14 protein-coding genes are annotated in these 17934 nt (G+C 67.3%); 12 read left to right on the top strand and 2 right to left on the bottom strand.

What is annotated here, in order from left to right:
• The first annotated feature begins 270 nt into the window (after positions 1-270).
• The 6 genes from A3AG_RS0123760 (at position 271) to A3AG_RS0123735 (ending at position 7040) form a co-directional block, all read left to right on the top strand.
• Positions 271-1374: an AI-2E family transporter gene (locus A3AG_RS0123760; RefSeq protein WP_018007812.1), complete on the top strand. Its 1104-nt coding sequence runs from the start codon at positions 271-273 to the stop codon at positions 1372-1374.
• Between the two features lie 17 nt (positions 1375-1391).
• Positions 1392-2930, top strand: a complete 1539-nt coding sequence (locus A3AG_RS0123755; RefSeq protein ID WP_018007811.1) for an efflux transporter outer membrane subunit — start codon at positions 1392-1394, stop codon at positions 2928-2930.
• A 10-nt stretch (positions 2931-2940) separates the two neighbouring features.
• On the top strand, positions 2941-4095 hold the full coding sequence (locus A3AG_RS0123750) for an HlyD family secretion protein (RefSeq protein WP_018007810.1): 1155 nt from the start codon (positions 2941-2943) through the stop codon (positions 4093-4095).
• Positions 4085-5134, top strand: coding sequence for a DUF2955 domain-containing protein (locus A3AG_RS0123745; RefSeq protein WP_018007809.1), 1050 nt, complete (start codon positions 4085-4087; stop codon positions 5132-5134). The genes A3AG_RS0123750 and A3AG_RS0123745 overlap by 11 nt, the downstream gene beginning before the upstream one ends.
• 11 nt (positions 5135-5145) lie before the next feature.
• Positions 5146-5595 (top strand): ion channel, encoded by a 450-nt coding sequence (locus A3AG_RS0123740; RefSeq protein WP_026164432.1) that lies wholly within the window; start codon positions 5146-5148, stop codon positions 5593-5595.
• Between the two features lie 203 nt (positions 5596-5798).
• Positions 5799-7040, top strand: coding sequence for an MFS transporter (locus A3AG_RS0123735; RefSeq protein WP_018007807.1), 1242 nt, complete (start codon positions 5799-5801; stop codon positions 7038-7040).
• Between the two features lie 92 nt (positions 7041-7132).
• On the opposite strand, the gene fabI is transcribed toward A3AG_RS0123735, so the two are convergent.
• Positions 7133-7921, bottom strand: coding sequence for an enoyl-ACP reductase FabI (gene fabI / locus A3AG_RS0123730; protein ID WP_018007806.1), 789 nt, complete (start codon positions 7919-7921; stop codon positions 7133-7135).
• A 209-nt stretch (positions 7922-8130) separates the two neighbouring features.
• On the opposite strand from fabI, the gene A3AG_RS0123725 reads away from it, so the two are divergent.
• The 5 genes from A3AG_RS0123725 (at position 8131) to A3AG_RS0123705 (ending at position 15021) form a co-directional block, all read left to right on the top strand.
• Positions 8131-10038: an extracellular solute-binding protein gene (locus tag A3AG_RS0123725; protein ID WP_018007805.1), complete on the top strand. Its 1908-nt coding sequence runs from the start codon at positions 8131-8133 to the stop codon at positions 10036-10038.
• Positions 10039-10089: 51 nt separating this feature from the next.
• Positions 10090-11139 carry a microcin C ABC transporter permease YejB gene (locus tag A3AG_RS0123720; protein ID WP_018007804.1) on the top strand — a complete coding sequence of 350 codons (1050 nt, stop codon included), beginning with the start codon at positions 10090-10092 and terminating at the stop codon, positions 11137-11139.
• Positions 11136-12272, top strand: a complete 1137-nt coding sequence (locus A3AG_RS0123715; RefSeq protein WP_012353203.1) for an ABC transporter permease — start codon at positions 11136-11138, stop codon at positions 12270-12272. Before A3AG_RS0123720 ends, A3AG_RS0123715 begins: the two co-directional genes overlap by 4 nt.
• Positions 12273-12316: 44 nt before the next feature.
• The gene (locus A3AG_RS0123710; RefSeq protein ID WP_370866986.1) at positions 12317-13930 is read left to right on the top strand and encodes an ABC transporter ATP-binding protein; all 1614 of its coding nucleotides are present in this window, start codon (positions 12317-12319) and stop codon (positions 13928-13930) included.
• 410 nt (positions 13931-14340) lie between these two features.
• Positions 14341-15021: a C40 family peptidase gene (locus A3AG_RS0123705; protein ID WP_018007802.1), complete on the top strand. Its 681-nt coding sequence runs from the start codon at positions 14341-14343 to the stop codon at positions 15019-15021.
• A 75-nt stretch (positions 15022-15096) separates the two neighbouring features.
• Here the strand turns inward: A3AG_RS0123705 and A3AG_RS0123700 are convergent, their stop codons facing one another.
• Positions 15097-16026, bottom strand: coding sequence for a patatin-like phospholipase family protein (locus A3AG_RS0123700; protein WP_018007801.1), 930 nt, complete (start codon positions 16024-16026; stop codon positions 15097-15099).
• 263 nt (positions 16027-16289) lie between these two features.
• On the opposite strand from A3AG_RS0123700, the gene gltX reads away from it, so the two are divergent.
• Entirely contained in the window at positions 16290-17690 is a 1401-nt protein-coding gene (gltX, locus tag A3AG_RS0123695) for a glutamate--tRNA ligase (RefSeq protein ID WP_018007800.1), read from the top strand.
• The last annotated feature ends 244 nt before the right edge of the window (positions 17691-17934 follow it).

Below are 17934 nucleotides of genomic sequence, written 5' to 3'. Positions count from 1 at the left end.
GCGCGGTCTCCCAATGGCAGTCCAATGGCAGTCCAATGGCCGTCCAAGGGCGGTCCAAGGGCGGTCAATGGCCAATGGCCCAGCCCTGTGGCCAGGCCGGCATGCCCGTGTAGCGATAAGCATACCTTTCGAGGTTGTGCCGGCCTTACCCCTCATCTAGACTGGATTTCACCCGTCCAAGCGGTCAGTACTTAACCTGACCTGCCGAATGCGCGGCGGCGAGGTTGCCGTTCCTGGATCTTGGTGGTGATCTGCAGGGGGAGACAAGCGATGATGCCCACGCCAACTTCGGAGCGCGTGCTGTCGCGCGGACTACTCGATGTGCTGATCCGCGCGGGGCTGATCGCGGTGCTGGCGATCTTCTGCTTCCAGATATTCCGGCCCTTTCTCGACCTCATTGTCTGGTCGGTGATCCTGGCCGTCACCATCTACCCCCTGCAGGTCAGGCTCAGGCGCAAGCTCGGCAACAAGGACGGACGCGCCGCCACGCTGATCGTCGTGGCCGCGATTGCCATCACCGCGCTGCCGGCATACCTGCTTGGCGCCGCCATGGTCGACTCGGTGGCCAGTGCCGTGTCCATGGTCAAGAAAGAAGGCTTGCATATTCCGCCACCGGCCGAGTCAGTCGCGAGCTGGCCGCTGGTGGGTCAGCGCCTGTACGACGTCTGGCTGCAGGCCGCCTCCGACCTGACCGGCGTGATCCAGGCCCATGCGCCGCAGGTCCGGGAGATCAGCCTGGCCGTGCTCGGCGCCGCCGCCGGCATCGGCAAGGGGCTGCTGATATTCGTCTTTGCCTTGATTATCGGGGGCATTTTCATGGCCTACGGCGAGGCCGGCAACCGCAGCGCCGTGCAGATTGCCGCGCGTGTCTTTGGCCCGGAACGGGGCCAGCGCACCGTCTCGCTGTGCACGGCGACCATTCGTGCGGTGGCACAGGGCGTGGTCGGCATCGCCTTTATCCAGATGCTGCTGATCGGCGTTGCCTTCGTGATCAAGGGGATCCCGGGCGCGGGCTTGCTGGCCATGGCGGTGCTGCTGCTGGGCATTGCGCAGTTGCCGGCCACGCTGATCACCGTGCCGGTGATCATCTATGTATTTGCCAGCGAAGGGGCCAGCGTAGCCACCGTCGTCTTCGCCATCTATGTGTTCGTGGCGGGGCTGGCCGATAACGTGCTCAAGCCGCTGTTGCTTGGGCGGGGCGTCGACGTGCCGATGCCGGTGGTGTTGATCGGCGCGCTGGGCGGAATGGTGACCGGCGGCGTGATCGGCCTGTTCATCGGCCCGGTGGTACTGGCGGTCGGCTATCAGCTGTTCTGGCAATGGGTGGAAGACCCGCCGCCGCAGACCGAGCCTGGCAACCAGCAACAGACCTGAAGCCAACCGCGCCGCCCATGCCGCGCCGGAGCCATCGTCTGCGCGCATTGCTGGCCGCCTGCTGCGTGGGGGGCTGCGCGCGCCTCGGGCCGGATTTTCAGCCACAGCAGGAACCGTGGACGCAGCAGTGGCGCAGCCCGGCACTCGATCAGGCCACCGTGCAGCGGGCGTTGCCCGACATCCGCGAGTGGTGGCAGGTCTTCGGCGACCCGGCGCTCGAACGCCTGATCGCCGCAGCCGACGCGCACAATGCCGGCCTCAAGATCGCCGGCCTGCGCGTGATGGAAGCGCGTGCCCAACTGGGCATCGCGCGCAGCGGGCGCTTCCCGCAGTTGCAGCAGGCGAGCGCCGATGTCCTGTACACGGACCGGCGGCAGGCCGGCGGCCGCAACCCGCAGAACAGTCGCTTCTGGCAATACAGCGCAGGGTTCGATATCGGCTGGGAGCTGGATTTCTGGGGGCGCTTCAGCCGCGCCATCGAATCCGCCGATGCCGCCTACTTTGCGGCCCGCGCCAACCGTGACGATGTGCTGGTGCTGCTGCGCGCCCAGGTGGCGGAGACCTACTTTGCCTTGCGCACGGCCGAGGCACGCCTGCGCATTGCCCGCGCCAACGCGGCGCTGCAGCGGCGCAGCCTGGAAATCACCGAGCGCCTGTTCAAGAGCGGCGAGACCGACGAGCTCGACCTGCAACAAGCGAAGACCCAGTACCTGGGCACCCTCAGTACCATCCCCGAATTCGAAAGCCAGATCGCGCGCACCCGCAATGCCCTGGCGGTGCTGATTGGCCGCCCGCCGGGACCCTTGCCGGATTTGCCGGAACTGTCCGGCCAGGAAGGCGTGATTCCGCTGCTCGATCGCGCCGTGCTGCAGGACGTGCCGGCCAGCCTGCTGCAACGCCGTCCGGATATCCGCGCCGCCGAGCTGCAGATCGCCGCGCAATCGGCGCTGGTTGGCGTGGCCGAAGCCGATCTGTATCCGTCGCTGACGCTCCTCGGCAGCATCGTCTGGTCCGCCAGCACGCTGGCGGGCACGCCCAACAGCCTCGTGCTGGCCGGCGGGCCGGCCTTGCGCTGGAACGTGTTCGACTATGGCCGCATCAAGAACACCGTGCGCGTGCAGGATGCCCGGCTGCAGCAGCTGATCGTTGCCTACCAGGATGCCGTGCGGCAGGCGGCGCGCGAAGCCGACGATGCCGCGAGCGCGCTGATCAAGGCGCTGGAGCGCGAGCAGATCCTGCGCGACAGCGCGCTGGCCGCGAGGCGCTCGCTGACGCTGGCCAACGCGCTTTACCGCGAGGGCTATTCGGACTTCCAGCGCGTGCTGGAGGCACAGCGCGCGCTGGCGGCCCAGCAGGACGCCTACGTGGTCAACCGCAGCAACGCCGTCAGCGACCTGATCGCCGTGTACAAGGCGCTCGGCGGTGGCTGGTCCAGCGAGCAGCCGCTGCTCGACCCCGCCACGCGCGAGCAGATGCGCCAACGTACTGACTGGGGCACCCTGCTGGACGAGCCAGGGCCGGCGCCGGCTTCCCCGTCAGGCAACGGTAAACCCTGAGCGAGTGCCGATGAACGACACCCCCCAGCCCTCCGCGGCGCCGACGGTTACGCCGACCCCCGCGCCGCCGCCGCCGCCGCCGCCGCCGCCCGCAGCCGACACGTCAAAGAAGGGCGTGCGCTGGGTGCTGCTGCTAATTGTGCTCAGCCTCGCCTGGTACCTGCTGGCCGACCGCCTGACCCCATACACGCAACAGGCGCGGCTGCAGGCCTTCGTGGTGCCGGTGGCCGCGGAAGTGTCCGGCCGCGTGACCAAGGTGCATGTGCGCAACAACCAGGACGTGGCGGCGGGCACGGTGCTGTTCGAGGTGGATCCGCAGCAATACCGCATCGCGGTGGACCGTGCCCGCGCCGAGCTGGAGTCGACGCGCCGGCAGATCGGCGCCAGCACGGCAGGCATCGAGTCGGCGCAGGCGTCGCTGCGCGCGGCCCGTGCCAACGAAGTCAAGGCGCGGCAGGATAGCGAGCGTCTGGAGCGGCTGTACAGCGAGGACCCCGGCACCATCTCGCTGCGGCGCCTCGAGATGGCGCGCGCCAGCCTGGAGCAGGCCGTCAGCCAGGTCGCCGCCGCCAGGGCCGAGGTCCAGCGTGCGCGCGAGCAGCAGGGCGGCAGCGACGAAGACAACGCCAAGCTGCGCAGCGCCGCCTCGGCGCTGGAAAAAGCCGAACTGGACCTAGCCAATACGCAGGTGCGGGCGCGCGCCGCCGGGCTGGTCACCGACCTGCGCACCGATGTCGGCCAGTTCGCCGCGGCCGGCAATCCGGTCATGACGCTGATCGCCATCCATGATGTCTGGGTCAGCGCCGAAATGACCGAAAACAACCTCGGCCGTGTCGAGGCCGGCACGCCGGTTGCCATCGTGCTGGACGTCTTGCCGGGCAGGGTCTTCGAAGGCCGGGTGCGCAGCGTCGGCTACGGCGTCAACGTCGGTCCGAGCACGCCGCCGGGCAGCTTGCCGACGGTGCAGAACAGTCGTGACTGGCTGCGCCCGGCGCAACGCTTCCCGGTCATTGTCGAGTTCGACCGCGGCGAGCTGGCCGCGCTGCGCGGCATTCGCGTGGGCGGGCAGGCCGAAGTCATGGCGTTTCCGACCGAGGGCAATCCGCTCAATCCGCTTGGCCGGTTGTTCCTGTACCTGATGAGCTGGCTATCCTATGTCTACTGACAGCCGGGCGCCGGCATTGCCCGCGCGCGATCCACGTAGCCAGCGTTGCCTGCGCCTGGCCAGCGGCACGGCGCTGTGCCTGGCGACCAGCTTTGGACTGGCCCTGCCGGTGCCCATGGTCGCGCCGGTGCTAGGGGTGTTCCTGCTGGCCACCCTCAACCGCCCGATGTCGCCCCGGGCCGGGCTGGGCCTGGCGCTGGTGGTAATGCTCACCACGGGCACCGGCCTGCTGCTGGTCCCCCTGCTGCGCTATTACCCCGCCAGCGGCGTGCTGCTGGTCGGCCTGCTCCTGTTCCTGGCCTTTCGCTACGGATTGCGCGGCGGCAACGGCCTGGTGTCGACCTTCCTGGTGGTGGGGCTGACCATGATTTCAGCGGCGGGCACCGTTGATTTCGGCCTGGCGGTCACGGTCATCGAAGCGCTGGTCAAGGGGCTGCTGGTCGCCCTGGTGGCGCTGGCGCTTGGGCACTGGCTGTTTCCCGAACCCGCTGGCGCAAGCGCCCCGCCCGCACCGGCGGACCTGCCGGAAGACCAGGCCGCCCGGATTGCACTGCGCGCCGCGCTGGTGGTCATGCCGGCATTCCTGCTGACGCTGAACGATCCCGCGGCGTACCTGCCGATCATCATGAAGGCGGCGACGCTGGGCCGGCAAACCTGCACTACCTCGGCCCGCGGCGCGGGGCGGGAACTGCTGGGCTCGACCCTGCTTGGCGGTGTGCTGGCGGTCCTGTTCTGGGGCGCGCTCAGCCTGTTCGTGCATTTGTGGATGTATTTCCTGTGGATGCTGCTGTTCGGCCTATTGCTGGGGCGCAAGCTGTATGGCCTGAGCCCCTCGCGGTACCCGCCAGGCTTTTGGGTCAATACCCTGGTGACGCTGATCATCCTGCTGGGCCAGTCCGTGCAGGACAGCGCCGCCGGGAAAGACATCTACATCGCCTTTGCCGTGCGCATGGGCCTGTTTGTCGGCGTTACGTTGTATGCGTGGCTGATGGTCGCGTGGCTCGACCAGCCGCGCGGCGCGCGGCAGTGGTCCGGCTGAAGGGGGCGATCATGCTGCACAACCTGGCGGTCGGCCTACCCGTGATGCTGGTCTGCCTGCTGTTGCAGGCGGTGTTTGTGGCCGTCTGCCTGCGCTACTACGTACGCTTCAAGCATGCGCGGCAGGCAGGCATATCGATGGGCCAGGAGATCCTGCTGCTGACGGTGGTGATGGTGATGACCCTGTTCGGCAACTTCGTCCAGATGGCGATCTGGGCCATGCTCTTCATGGTGCTGGGCGAGTTCGGCGATTTTGCTACGGCGCTGTATCACTCGGGAGTCAACTTTGCCACGCTGGGCTACGGAGATATCGTCATGTCGCCCACGTGGCGACTGCTGGGGCCGCTGGAGGCGGCCAACGGCATCCTGATGTTCGGTGTCTCCAGTTCCGTGATGACCGCGGCAGTGCTGGACGTGGTCAAGTACAACCTGGCCGGGCCGGGACGGGACGGCGGGCCATAGCGCCAGATTGCCGCGCCCCGGCCTGGTTCCGCCGAGGTGTCGGCGAGGTGCCGGCGAGGTGCCGGCGAGGTGCCGGCAGGATTCGCGTTTTTGCCGCACAATACGGCCTGCGCGCCGCACAGGAGCACGCTGGATCGAGCAGAGGCGAGGACTACCTCGCCCGTCAGCGGGCGGCATTTCGTTGAACCCTGCAAATCCTGTACATGGCCGCCCCACATGCACAATCCGCCGCGGATCCTGACCGCGGCGCCGATGCTTCCCCGTCTTCCCGCGCTCACAACCCGTCCGGTCCGCTGCCGTTGCTGGCGCTCGGCGTCGGCAGCTTCGCCATCGGCACCGGCGAGTTCGTCATCATGGGCCTGCTGCCCGACGCCGCGACCGACCTCGGCATCTCGATCCCGCAAGCCGGCCACCTGATCAGCGCCTATGCGCTCGGCGTGGTCGTTGGCGCCCCGTTGCTGGCAGTGCTGGGCGCACGCTGGCCGCGGCGCAACCTGCTGATCGCCCTGATGGCGGTGTTTGCCGCCGGCAATATCGCCAGCGCGCTGGCGCCGTCATACCTGTCGATGATGGTGGCGCGCCTGCTTACGGGCTTTCCGCACGGTACGTACTTCGGCGTAGCGGCGCTGGTCGCGGCCAGCCTGGTGCCGCGCGAGCGGCGCGCGCAGGCGGTGGGTCTGGTGATGCTGGGCCTGACCACCGCCACGCTGGTCGGCGTGCCGATCGCCGCCGCGGTCGGCACCTGGCTGGGCTGGCGTTCGGCCTTCGTCATCGTGGGCGCGCTTGGCGCGCTGACGGCGCTGCTGGTATGGCGCTGGGTGCCGTTCGTGCCGGCCGACCGGCGTGCCAGCCCGCTGCGCGAGCTGTCGGCGCTCGCGCGCAAGCAGGTGTGGCTGACGCTGGGCATCGGCGCGATCGGGTTTGGCGGCATGTTCTCGGTGTTCAGCTATATCAAGCCGACCATGCTGGAGCTGGCGCACATGCCGGCGGCCGGCATCCCGGTGGTGCTGGCGCTGTTCGGCATCGGCATGGTGGCGGGCAACCTCGCTGGTGCCAGGCTGGCCGACAAGGCGCTGATGCCCACGGTGGGCGGGGTGCTGGCGTGGACCGCGCTGGTGCTGGGCGCCTTTACCCTTACCGCGTCGCATGCGTGGCTGGCGGCCTTCAATGTGCTGCTGGTGGGCACCGCCGTGGCGCTGGGCCCGGCGCTGCAGATCCGGCTGATGGACGTCGCCGGCGATGCCCAGACGCTGGCCGCGGCCCTCAACCATTCGGCCTTCAATCTGGCCAATGCGCTGGGCGCGTGGCTGGGCGGGCTGACCATTGCGGCCGGCTTTGGCTGGGAATCGACCGGCTGGGTCGGCCTGCTGCTGGCGCTCGGCGGGCTGGTGATCTATGCCTGGTCGATGCTGAGCATGGAGCGGCGCGTCCCCGCCGCGGCGTAGCACGCGGGCGTGCGCGCCGCGTCGGATCCCAAGTAAAAAGGGGGTGCCATACCGGCACCCCCTTTTTACTGCGCATGTTGCCGGCGGCGGATTTATTCCGCGTCCGCGACGCTCGCGCCGACCACGTTGAAGCCGCCGTCGACATAGGTGATCTCACCCGTCACGCCGCTGGCGAGGTCCGACAGCAGGAAGGCCGCGACGTTGCCGACTTCTTCGATGGTGACATTGCGGCGCAGCGGCGCGGCTTGCTCGAAATGGCCGAGCAGCTTGCCGAAGCCCTTGATGCCGGAAGCGGCCAGGGTCTTGATCGGGCCGGCCGAGATGCCGTTGGCACGGATCCCGCGCGGGCCGACCGAGGCGGCCAGGTAGCGCACGCTCGCTTCCAGCGAGGCCTTGGCCAGGCCCATGGTGTTGTAGTTGGGGACCACGCGTTCGGCACCCAGGTAGGTCAGCGTCAGCAGCGAGGCCTTGTCCGACAGCAGCGGCAGGGCGGCCTTGGCCAGTGCCGGGAAGCTGTACGCGGAAATGTCGTGGGCGATGCGGAAGCCTTCGCGCGACAGGCCGTCGAGGAAATCGCCGGCAATCGCCTCACGCGGCGCGAAGCCGATCGAATGCACCAGGCCGTCGAACTTCTCCCAGCGCTGGCCCAGTGCGGCAAAGGTGGCGGCAATCTGCTCGTCGCTGCCGACGTCGCATTCGAACACCAGGTCGCTGCCGAATTCCTTGGCAAAGTCGCTGATCCGGTCCTTGAACCGTTCGCCGACGTAGGTGAAGGCCAGTTCGGCGCCTTCGCGCTTGCACGCCGAGGCAATGCCGTAGGCGATCGAGCGGTTCGAAAGCAAGCCGGTGATCAGGATCCGCTTACCTGCCAGAAATCCCATAAATTCTCCAAGGTGGTGTATCAGGCACGCTTCGTGCGTCCGCCGTGCGGCGGTGCGGGTGCCGGGCTGTCCTGCGGCCCTTTTATTGCGCCGCGCAGAGGGAATGTCCGGATGGCTGGGGCCACCCCGGACGCATGTAAAATTGTCTCATACTTGGCCCGGCCGCAGAACGCCGGGCCCCACAGGTGACAGTGGAGGAATCCAACAGGATGCCTATTCAAGCACGTTGGCCGCTTCAGGTGGCATGGCAGTGCTTCCGGCGGGATGCAGTACTGCGTGGTTGGGCGGCAATGAAGCTGGCGCCGGCGCTGGCGCTGGCGGCGGGGGTCTCGCTCTTTTCTGATCCGGCATGGGCGGCGCATGGCTTTGCGCTGCATGGGGACCTCAAGTACCAGCCGAATTTCTCGCACTTCGATTACGCCAATCCCAACGCGCCGGTCGGCGGCACGCTGACGCTCGCTAATCCTGACCGGCGCACCAGTTTCGACAAGTTCAACCCGTTCACGCTCAAGGGCACCTCGGCCCCGGGCCTGAACGCGCTCATGTTCGAATCGCTGCTGATCAGCAGCGCCGACGAAAGCGCCAGCGCCTACGGCCTGCTGGCCGAGGACGTCACGGTGGCGCCCGACGAGCTGTCGGTCACGTTCACGATCCGCCCGCAGGCGCGTTTTTCCAATGGCGATCCGGTGCTGGCCTCGGACGTCAAGTACTCCTACGACATGCTGATGAGCAAGGCCTCGAGCCCCGGCTATCGCAGCATGTGCACCGACGTGAAGGCGGTGGTCGTGACCGGCGAGCGCGCCGTGCGCTTCGACTTCAAGCAGCGCAACCGCGAGCTGCCGCTGATCGTCGGCTCGCTGCCGGTGTTCTCGCGCAAATGGACCGCCAAGGTGCCGTTCGAGAAGCTGACCTTCGAGCCGCCGGTGACCAGCGGCCCCTACCTGATCGAGCGTTTCGACGCCGGCCGCGGCATCATCTTCCAGCGCGACCCGAAGTACTGGGGCAAGGACCTTGCGGTGCGGCGCGGCACCTTCAATTTCGCGCGCGTGGTCTACCGCCTGTACAAGGACGAGACCGCCCGGCTCGAGGCCTTCAAGGCCGGCGAGTTCGACGCCATCGTCGAATACAAGGCCAAGAACTGGGCCAAGAGCTACCAGGGCACGCGCTTTCGCAACGGCGAGCTGCTCAAGACCGAATTCCCGCACCGCAACGGCGCCGGCATGCAGGGCTATGTCATGAACCTGCGCAAGCCGGTGTTCCAGGACGTGCGCGTACGCCAGGCGCTGATCCTCGCGCTGGATTTCGAATGGCTCAACCGGCAGCTGTTCTATGGCGCCTACAAGCGCCTGGACAGCTGGTTCTCCAACAGCGAACTGTCGGCCAGCTCCACCTTCGATGGCCGTCCCGGACCCGGCGAACTGCAGTTGCTCGAACCGCTGCGCGCGCAGCTGCCGCCAGAGGTGTTCGGCCCCGACGTGGTCCAGCCCAGCACCGCGCCGCCACGCTCGCTGCGCGACAACCTGCGCCTGGCGCGGCGCCTGCTGGCCCAGGCCGGCTGGACCTATACCGACGGCGCGCTGCGCAATGCCAAGGGCGAGCCGCTGGTGTTCGAGTTCCTCGACGACGGCGGCGCCATGAGCCGCGTGATCACCACCTACGTGCGCAACCTCGAGAAGCTCGGCATCCAGGTGCACCAGCGCACCACGGATTTCGCGCTCTACCAGAAGCGGCTCGAAGACTTCGACTTCGACATGGTGTCGATCCGCTTCCCCGATTCGCAAAGCCCGGGCAACGAACTGCGCGACCGCTTCTCCAGCGAGGCCGCCGGCACGCCGGGCTCGGACAACCTGTTCGGGCTGAAGTCGCCGGCGGTCGACAAGCTGGTGGACAACGTGCTGCGCGCCGATACCCGCCAGGAGCTGGTCACTGCCGGCCGCGCGCTGGACCGGGTGCTGATGCATGGCTATTACATCGTGCCGAACTGGTACAGCGCGTCGCACCGGGTCGCCTACCGCAAGACGCTGGCGTACCCGGGGCGGCTGCCGTATTTCTACACGGCGGAAGGCTGGATCCTCAGCCACTGGTGGCGCACCGACGTGCAGGCGCAAGCCCGCTGAGGCGCTCAGGCGCTGGCGTATTCAGCGCGGACAAGGAAAGAGACGGCCCCAATGCTTGCCTATCTGCTCAAACGCATTCTGCTGATGATTCCGACGCTGGTCGGGGTCATCACGCTGACCTTTGTCGTGATCCAGTTCGTGCCCGGCGGTCCGGTCGAACAGATGATGATGGAGCTGAAAGGGCGCGGCGGCGCCGGCGAAGCCAGCGGCGGCGGCGCCGAATACCGCGGGCGGCGCGGCGTCGATCCCGACAAGATCAAGGAGATCCAGGCCCTCTACGGCTTCGACAAGCCGCCGCTGGAGCGCTACTTCCTGATGCTCAAGCGCTTTGCCCAGTTCGACCTGGGCCAGAGCTATTTCCAGCACCGCAGCGTGTGGGAGCTGGTCAAGTCCAAGCTGCCGGTATCGGTCAGCCTGGGCCTGTGGACCTTCTTCCTGACCTACCTGATATCGGTGCCGCTCGGCATCTCCAAGGCGATCCGGGCGGGCAGCCGCTTCGACGTGGTGACCAGCGTCATCGTGCTGGTGGGCTATGCCATTCCCGGCTTCGTGCTGGGCGTGCTGCTGCTGGTGGTGTTCGGCGGCGGCACCTTCGTGCAGTGGTTCCCGCTGCGCGGGCTGACTTCCGACAACTGGGAGCAGCTGTCGCTGATGGGCAAGGTGATGGACTACCTGTGGCACCTGGTGCTGCCGATCACGGCGTCGGTGGTGGGCAGCTTCGCGGTCGTGACCATGCTGACCAAGAACGCCTTCCTCGAGGAAATCCGCAAGCAGTACGTGCTGACCGCGCGCGCCAAGGGCCTGGGCGAGCGTCGCGTGCTGTGGAAGCATGTGTTCCGCAATGCGCTGATTCCGCTGGTGACCGGCTTCCCCGCGGCATTCATCGGCGCCTTCTTCACCGGCTCGCTGCTGATCGAGACGCTGTTCTCGCTCGACGGGCTGGGCCTGCTTTCGTATGAGGCGGTGCTGCGGCGCGACTATCCGGTGGTGCTTGGCACGCTCTACCTGTTCACGCTGATCGGGCTGGTCACGCGCCTGATCTCCGACGTCTGCTACGTGCTGGTGGACCCGCGCATCCATTTCGAGGGCTTGCACCGATGAAACCGTTCTCGCACGCGGCACCCAACGGCCTGCCGCATTCGCCTTCGCCGCGCCAGCGCGCCTGGCAGCGCTTCCGCCGCAACCGGCGCGGCTACTGGAGCCTGGTGATCTTCGTCTTCATCTTCGTGCTCAGCCTGGGCGCCGAGCTGCTGTCGAGCAACCGGCCGCTGGTGGTGCACTACAAGGGCGAATGGTATTTCCCCATCGTCAAGGTCTATCCGGAAACCACCTTCGATGGCGATTTCCCCACGCCGGCCGACTACCTGGATCCGTATATCCGCGACCGCATCACCACCAACGGCAATTTCGCGGTATTTCCGCTGAACCGTTATTCGTACGATTCGCTCAACTACTTCGCCAAGGAACCCAACCCGGCGCCGCCCTCGGCCGAGAACTGGCTCGGCACCGACGACCGCGGCCGCGACGTGCTGGCGCGGCTGCTGTATGGCTTCCGCGTATCGGTGCTGTTCGCGCTGGCGCTGACCGTGATCGGGGTGCTGGTCGGCACGCTCACCGGGGCGCTGATGGGCTTCTTCGGCGGGCGCTTCGACCTGTTCTCGCAACGCGCCATCGAGATCTGGAGTTCGATGCCCGAGCTCTACCTGCTGATCATCTTCGCCTCGATCTTCGAGCCCAGCCTGGCGCTGCTGATCATCCTGCTGTCGCTGTTCGGCTGGATGGGCCTGTCCGACTACGTGCGCGCCGAGTTCTACCGCAACCGCTCGCTCGACTACGTCAAGGCCGCGCGCGCGCTGGGCCTGTCCAACGTGCAGATCATGTGGCGCCATATCCTGCCCAACAGCCTGACCCCGGTGATCACCTTCCTGCCATTCCGCATGAGCGCCGCCATCCTGGCGCTGACCAGCCTCGACTTCCTTGGCCTGGGCGTGCCGCCCACCACGCCAAGCCTGGGCGAATTGCTGGCGCAGGGCAAGGCCAATCTCGACGCGTGGTGGATCTCGCTGTCGACCTTCGCGGTGCTGGTGGTGACGCTGCTGCTGCTGACCTTCATGGGCGACGCGCTGCGCGATGCCTTCGATACCCGGCTGGGGCTGGCCGCGCTGCGCGGCCGTGTCGAGCCCAAGGTACCCGCAGGCGCGCCCACCGGCGCGGCACCGGAGGCCACGCCATGACCACGGTATCGCCGATGACCTTGCCGGACGTGGAGCCGGCACCGATGCCCGCGCCGGGATCCACGCTGATGTGCGTCGACAAGCTGTCGGTTACCTTCGGCCACGGCGAGCATGCCACCCGCGCGGTGCGCGATGTCAGCTTCGACCTGCGCGCCGGCGAACGCTATGCGCTGGTGGGCGAGTCGGGCTCGGGCAAGACCGTGACGGCGCTGGCCATGCTGCGGCTGGTGGAAGACGCCTATTACGATGGCGCGATCCGTTTCGAGGGCAAGAACCTGCTGGAGGTCTCCGACCGCGAGATGCGCGCGATCCGCGGCGCCGATATCGCGATGATCTTCCAGGAGCCGATGACCGCACTGAACCCGCTGTACACCATCGGCAACCAGATCGTCGAGACCCTGGCGCTGCACGAAGGCCTGGACCGCCGCGCCGCGCGCGAGCGCGCCATCGCGCTGCTGGAGCGCACCGGCATCAGCGATGCCGCGCATCGCTTCGACAGCTTCCCGCACCAGCTGTCGGGCGGCCAGCGCCAGCGCGCCATGATCGCCATGGCGCTGGCGTGCCGGCCCAAGCTGCTGCTGGCCGATGAGCCGACCACGGCGCTGGACGTGACCATCCGCGCGCAGATCCTCGACCTGCTGCGCGACCTGCAGGCCGAGTTCGGCATGGCGGTGATGCTGATCACCCATGACCTCAACCTGGTGCGCGCCTTCGCGCAGCGGGTCGGCGTGATGGAGAAGGGCGTGCTGGTCGAAACCGGCGAGACCGCCAGCGTGTTCGCCGCGCCCCAGCATCCCTATACCCGCAAGCTGATCGACAGCCGCCCGCGCCGCGAGGTGCTGCCGCTGGTGCCGCTGGCGCCGGTGCTGCTGGAGGCCAGCAAGCTGGGCGTCAGCTATGCGCGCAAGCGCCGCGGCCTGGCCGGGTGGTTCGGCAAGGACCAGTTCGTGGCGGTCAAGGATGTCGATTTCCAGCTGCGCGAGGGTGAAACCCTGGGCATCGTCGGCGAGTCCGGTTCGGGCAAGACCACGCTGGCGCATACCGTGCTGGCGCTGCAGCGCAAGAGCGCGGGCACCATCCATTTCCTGGGCCGCAGCTTCGACGCCGCCACCCGCGACGACCGGCGCAAGTTGCGCGCGCGCATGCAGGTGGTGTTCCAGGATCCGTTCGGCTCGCTGGCGCCGCGCATGACCATCGAGCAGATCGTCGGCGAGGGCCTGGCGCTGCACCAGCCCGGCCTGTCGCGCGAGGCCACGCGCCAGCGCGTGATCGAGGCGCTGCGCGAGGTCGGCCTCGACCGTACCGCACTGGGCCGCTATCCGCACGAGTTCTCGGGCGGGCAGCGCCAGCGCATTGCCATCGCCCGCGTGCTGATCCTCAAGCCCCAGATCCTGGTGCTGGACGAGCCCACCTCGGCGCTGGACGTATCGATCCAGCAGCAGGTGCTGGCGCTGCTGTCGCAGCTGCAGCACAAGTACAACCTCAGCTACCTGTTTATCAGCCACGACCTGGCGGTGATCCGCGCCATGGCGCACCGCGTCATCGTGATGAAGGCGGGCGAGGTGGTCGAGGCAGGCGACACCGAAGTGGTGCTTGGAGCGCCGCAGCATCCCTATACGCGCAAGCTGATGGCGGCGGCGCAGGTCGGTGCAGCGTAACCGGCAAGGGTTTTTTGCTGCCGTGCGGTGACCGTGGCGGCCCGCGTCGGCTAGCACCGAATCATGGGATTCATCCGATAAAGAAGATGCGAAAACCGGTCTATATCGTTGATTCGGAAGTCAAATCCGTCGAATTTGTAACGAACTTTGACATGTGAATGACAACCCTTTACCATCCCGCCAGAACTAGTTTTGGGGGTGGTCCGCCCGGCGCATTTGCGCATGCCGCGCACAACTGCGGTGCGGCAACCGGCACGACGGCCTGGCGCGAAGGTTGCGTAGGCTTTGGCCCCATAGTTCACCCGATGATCGCCCGACGTCATTGAAACGTCCGCGCGACATCCACCCAATACCCAGCTGCCCCGGACCTTGTGCCGGGGCTTGCTTTGGAACGATCAACAGGAGAACCAATGCAGCGATCGGTGCTTCATTCCCTGGCGCGCGCCGCCGTCGGATTTGCCCTTGCCTGCGGTGCGACTGTGTCGAATGGAGTGCTGGCGGATACGGTATTCAAGGATGCCGACACCCGTATCGAGTCCGCGGCTCCGGCCGCGGATGCGCATCCGGAAGGCAAGCGCGGCTTGCTGTCGTCGGTGGTGAATTCCACCAGCAACGTCGCCAGCAAGGCCGGCGACCTGGTCATGAATGCGCTGGGCCTGATCGGCGTGCGTTACCGCTTCGGCGGCAATACGCCCGAATCCGGCCTGGACTGCAGCGGCTTTGTCCGCTACGTATTCCATGACACTTTCGGCTTCATGCTGCCGCGCCGCTCCGTCGAAATCAGCCGCGTCGGCACCACCGTGGCCACCAGCGACCTGCGTCCGGGCGACCTGGTGTTCTTCAACACCATGCGCCAGACCTTCTCGCATGTCGGCATCTATATCGGCGACAACAAGTTCGTGCATGCGCCGTCCACCGGCAGCAAGATCCGCGTCGATGACATGCGCGCAGCCTATTGGGTAACCCGCTACAACGGCGCCCGCCGCATCGACGAAGGCAAGGAACGCAGTGCCGAGGGTCTGAGCGACATGGTCGAGACGCTCAAGCGCTACGATCCCAAGGCGGCGCGCGCGTCGATGTACGGCGGCTGACGGCTGGCGACGCGTCAAGCAAAAAAGGACTGCTGCGGCAGTCCTTTTTTGTTTTCCGCAGCAGCGCCGGCGCGGCTACTGCGCCGCGACCTTGCCGGCCGGCGCCAGCCGGGCCTGTTCCAGCCGCTGGCGCAGCGTCGCCATGACCGCCGCGGTGGCCTGTTCGCCCGCCAGCACGGCGCGGTTGCGCGCGTTGAAGTCGCTGCCGCCCATGTCGGGCAGCTCGGGCCGGATCACCACGTCGGCGCGCGCCAGCGCCATCTTGTTGATCGACTGGCCCATGATCGCGGTGGTCTGCAGCAGCACGCCGCTCTGGCCGGCGTGCTGCTGTGCCGACGGGTCGGCCGAGATATTGACCGCAATGACAAAGTCCGCGCCCATGCTGCGCGCGGAATCCACCGGCACCGGCTCGACCAGGCCGCCATCGACATAGTCGTGCCCCTGGATCGAAACCGGCTGAAACACGCCCGGCACGCTGCTGGAAGCGCGCACGGCCTGGCCCGTATTGCCGCGCCGGAACAGGATCTTGTCGCCGCTCTTGAGGTCGGTGGCGACGATGCCCAGCGGCAGCTTCATGGCTTCGATGGGGCGGTTCTGCACCAGCCGGTTGACGTAGTTCTGCAGCGCCTCACCCTTGAGCCAGCCGCCGAAGCGGGTGCCGAACGGCAGCGCCCAGTCGGCAATGGCGGCCTCGTCCATGGTCAGGGCCAGCTTGTTCAGCTCGAAGCCATTGAGCCCGCTGGCGTACAGCGCCGCCACCACCGCGCCGGCGCTGGTGCCGGTGACCAGGTCGGCGCGGATGCCCTGGGCCTCGAGTGCCTTGATCACGCCGATATGGGCAAAGCCGCGCGCGGCGCCGCCGCCCAGCGCCAGCCCGATCCTGATGGGCCGCGGGGTGGGTGGCGTGGGCGGCGTGGCCGCGACCGGTGGCGCGGGGCGTGGGCCGAAGGCGCAGCCCGCCAGCAGGGCGGCGGCGGAGATGCCGAGAAAATGACGTCGTTGCATGCAGCGGGGAATCGGTAACAAGGTGGGACCGGACGGCGGCGATGCGCTGCGGGTGCTTTGCCAGCCACGTTCGCGTCGCCCGGCCTGGCTGCCGGCCACACCTCAGACCGGCGCAAGCATAAATGATTCCGCGCGGCGCCGGGGCGCGCTGCGGGACGGGGCAGGGTGGCGAGGCCACGCAATACGCGTTGGTATAATGCAGGGCCCGCACATACACCAGCCTGCGCGCCGCGGCGCGCGGGCTTTCTTGTTTTCCCCTGACCATGACTCAACGCGTCCGCACCCGCTTTGCGCCGAGCCCGACCGGCTTCATCCATCTCGGCAACATCCGCTCCGCGCTCTATCCCTGGGCTTTTGCCCGCCGCATGCAGGGCGACTTCATCCTGCGCATCGAGGACACCGACGTCGAGCGCTCGTCGCAGGAAGCGGTCGACGTGATCCTCGAAAGCATGGCCTGGCTGGAGCTGGATATCGACGAAGGGCCGTTCTACCAGATGCAGCGCATGGACCGCTATCGCGAGGTGGTGGCGCAGATGGTCGAGGCCGGGCTGGCCTACCGCTGCTACATGAGCACGGCCGAACTGGATGCGCTGCGCGAAGCGCAGCGTGAGCGTGGCGAGAAGCCGCGCTACAACGGCTTCTGGCGGCCGGAGCCGGGCAAGGTGCTGCCCGAACCGCCGGCCGGCGTGGACCCGGTGATCCGCTTCAGGAACCCCATCGGCGGCAGCGTGGTGTGGGACGACGCGGTCAAGGGCCGCATCGAGATTGCCAATGACGAGCTCGACGACCTGGTGATCGCGCGCCCCGACGGCACGCCCACCTACAACTTCTGCGTGGTGGTGGACGATCTCGATATGCGGATCACCCACGTGATCCGCGGCGACGACCACGTCAACAACACGCCGCGCCAGATCAACATCATCCGCGCGCTGGGCGGCACGCCCCCGGTCTATGCCCACCTGCCGACCGTGCTAAACGAGCAGGGCGAGAAGATGAGCAAGCGCCATGGGGCGATGAGCGTGACCGGGTATCGCGACGAGGGCTACCTGCCGGAAGCGGTGCTGAACTACCTGGCGCGGCTGGGCTGGGCCCACGGCGATGCCGAGATCTTCTCGCGCGAGCAGTTCGTCGAGTGGTTCGACCTGGAACACCTCGGCAAGTCGCCCGCCCAGTACAACCCGGAGAAACTGGCCTGGCTCAACAACCACTACATCAAGGCTGGCGACAACCAGCGCCTGGCCACGCTGACGCAGCCCTTTATCGAGGCGCTGGGCGGCAAGGTGGAGGGGGCCGACCTGGTCGGCGTGATCGCGCTGGTGAAGGACCGCGCCAACACGCTGAAGGAAGTCGCGCAGGCCGCGTTGCTGTTCTATCGCGGCGAGCCGCAGGCCGATGCCGCGCTCAAGGCGGAACACCTCACCCCGGAAATCCAGCCGGCGCTGGCCGCACTGTCGACCCGGCTGGCCGCGCTGCCGGCGTGGACCCGCGAAGAGATCAGCGCCACCTTCAAGGCCGTGCTGGCGGAGTTCGGCCTGAAGATGCCCAAGCTGGCCATGCCGGTGCGGCTGCTGGTGGCGGGGCAACCGCAGACGCCGAGCATCGACGCGGTACTGGAACTGTTCGGCCGCGACACGGTGCTGCGCCGCCTGGCTGCCGCGGGCTGAAGGCTGCCTGAAAAGGCGCAAAAAAAGTCCGCGCCGGGGCTTGCGCTTCGGCGAGGACTTGCGCATAATCTCGTTCTCCCTGCAGCGCGGCGGCTAACAAAGCAACCAAGCGGGCCGGCGGATCCGCAAGGATCCTCGTTTTCTCTGGCCGGATTATTGAAGGGCAGGGCAGGCGAAAAAAGCTGAAACGGGAACTTGCAAAGATTAATGATTCATATATAATCTTGGCTTCGCTTGAAACGGT

The organism is Cupriavidus neocaledonicus, assembly GCF_000372525.1.
In the GTDB taxonomy this organism is placed as follows: domain Bacteria; phylum Pseudomonadota; class Gammaproteobacteria; order Burkholderiales; family Burkholderiaceae; genus Cupriavidus; species Cupriavidus neocaledonicus.
The sequence above is the reverse complement of the archived record's forward strand: the minus strand, read 5'-3'. Positions and strand labels throughout refer to the sequence as shown.

Coding starts and splice junctions, on each gene's coding strand:
- A3AG_RS0123760 (WP_018007812.1), top strand. CDS start 271: ATGATGCCCACGCCAACTTCGGAGCGCGTGCTGTCGCGCGGACTACTC.
- A3AG_RS0123755 (WP_018007811.1), top strand. CDS start 1,392: ATGCCGCGCCGGAGCCATCGTCTGCGCGCATTGCTGGCCGCCTGCTGC.
- A3AG_RS0123750 (WP_018007810.1), top strand. CDS start 2,941: ATGAACGACACCCCCCAGCCCTCCGCGGCGCCGACGGTTACGCCGACC.
- A3AG_RS0123745 (WP_018007809.1), top strand. CDS start 4,085: ATGTCTACTGACAGCCGGGCGCCGGCATTGCCCGCGCGCGATCCACGT.
- A3AG_RS0123740 (WP_026164432.1), top strand. CDS start 5,146: ATGCTGCACAACCTGGCGGTCGGCCTACCCGTGATGCTGGTCTGCCTG.
- A3AG_RS0123735 (WP_018007807.1), top strand. CDS start 5,799: ATGGCCGCCCCACATGCACAATCCGCCGCGGATCCTGACCGCGGCGCC.
- fabI (WP_018007806.1), bottom strand. CDS start 7,921: ATGGGATTTCTGGCAGGTAAGCGGATCCTGATCACCGGCTTGCTTTCG.
- A3AG_RS0123725 (WP_018007805.1), top strand. CDS start 8,131: ATGCCTATTCAAGCACGTTGGCCGCTTCAGGTGGCATGGCAGTGCTTC.
- A3AG_RS0123720 (WP_018007804.1), top strand. CDS start 10,090: ATGCTTGCCTATCTGCTCAAACGCATTCTGCTGATGATTCCGACGCTG.
- A3AG_RS0123715 (WP_012353203.1), top strand. CDS start 11,136: ATGAAACCGTTCTCGCACGCGGCACCCAACGGCCTGCCGCATTCGCCT.
- A3AG_RS0123710 (WP_370866986.1), top strand. CDS start 12,317: ATGCCCGCGCCGGGATCCACGCTGATGTGCGTCGACAAGCTGTCGGTT.
- A3AG_RS0123705 (WP_018007802.1), top strand. CDS start 14,341: ATGCAGCGATCGGTGCTTCATTCCCTGGCGCGCGCCGCCGTCGGATTT.
- A3AG_RS0123700 (WP_018007801.1), bottom strand. CDS start 16,026: ATGCAACGACGTCATTTTCTCGGCATCTCCGCCGCCGCCCTGCTGGCG.
- gltX (WP_018007800.1), top strand. CDS start 16,290: ATGACTCAACGCGTCCGCACCCGCTTTGCGCCGAGCCCGACCGGCTTC.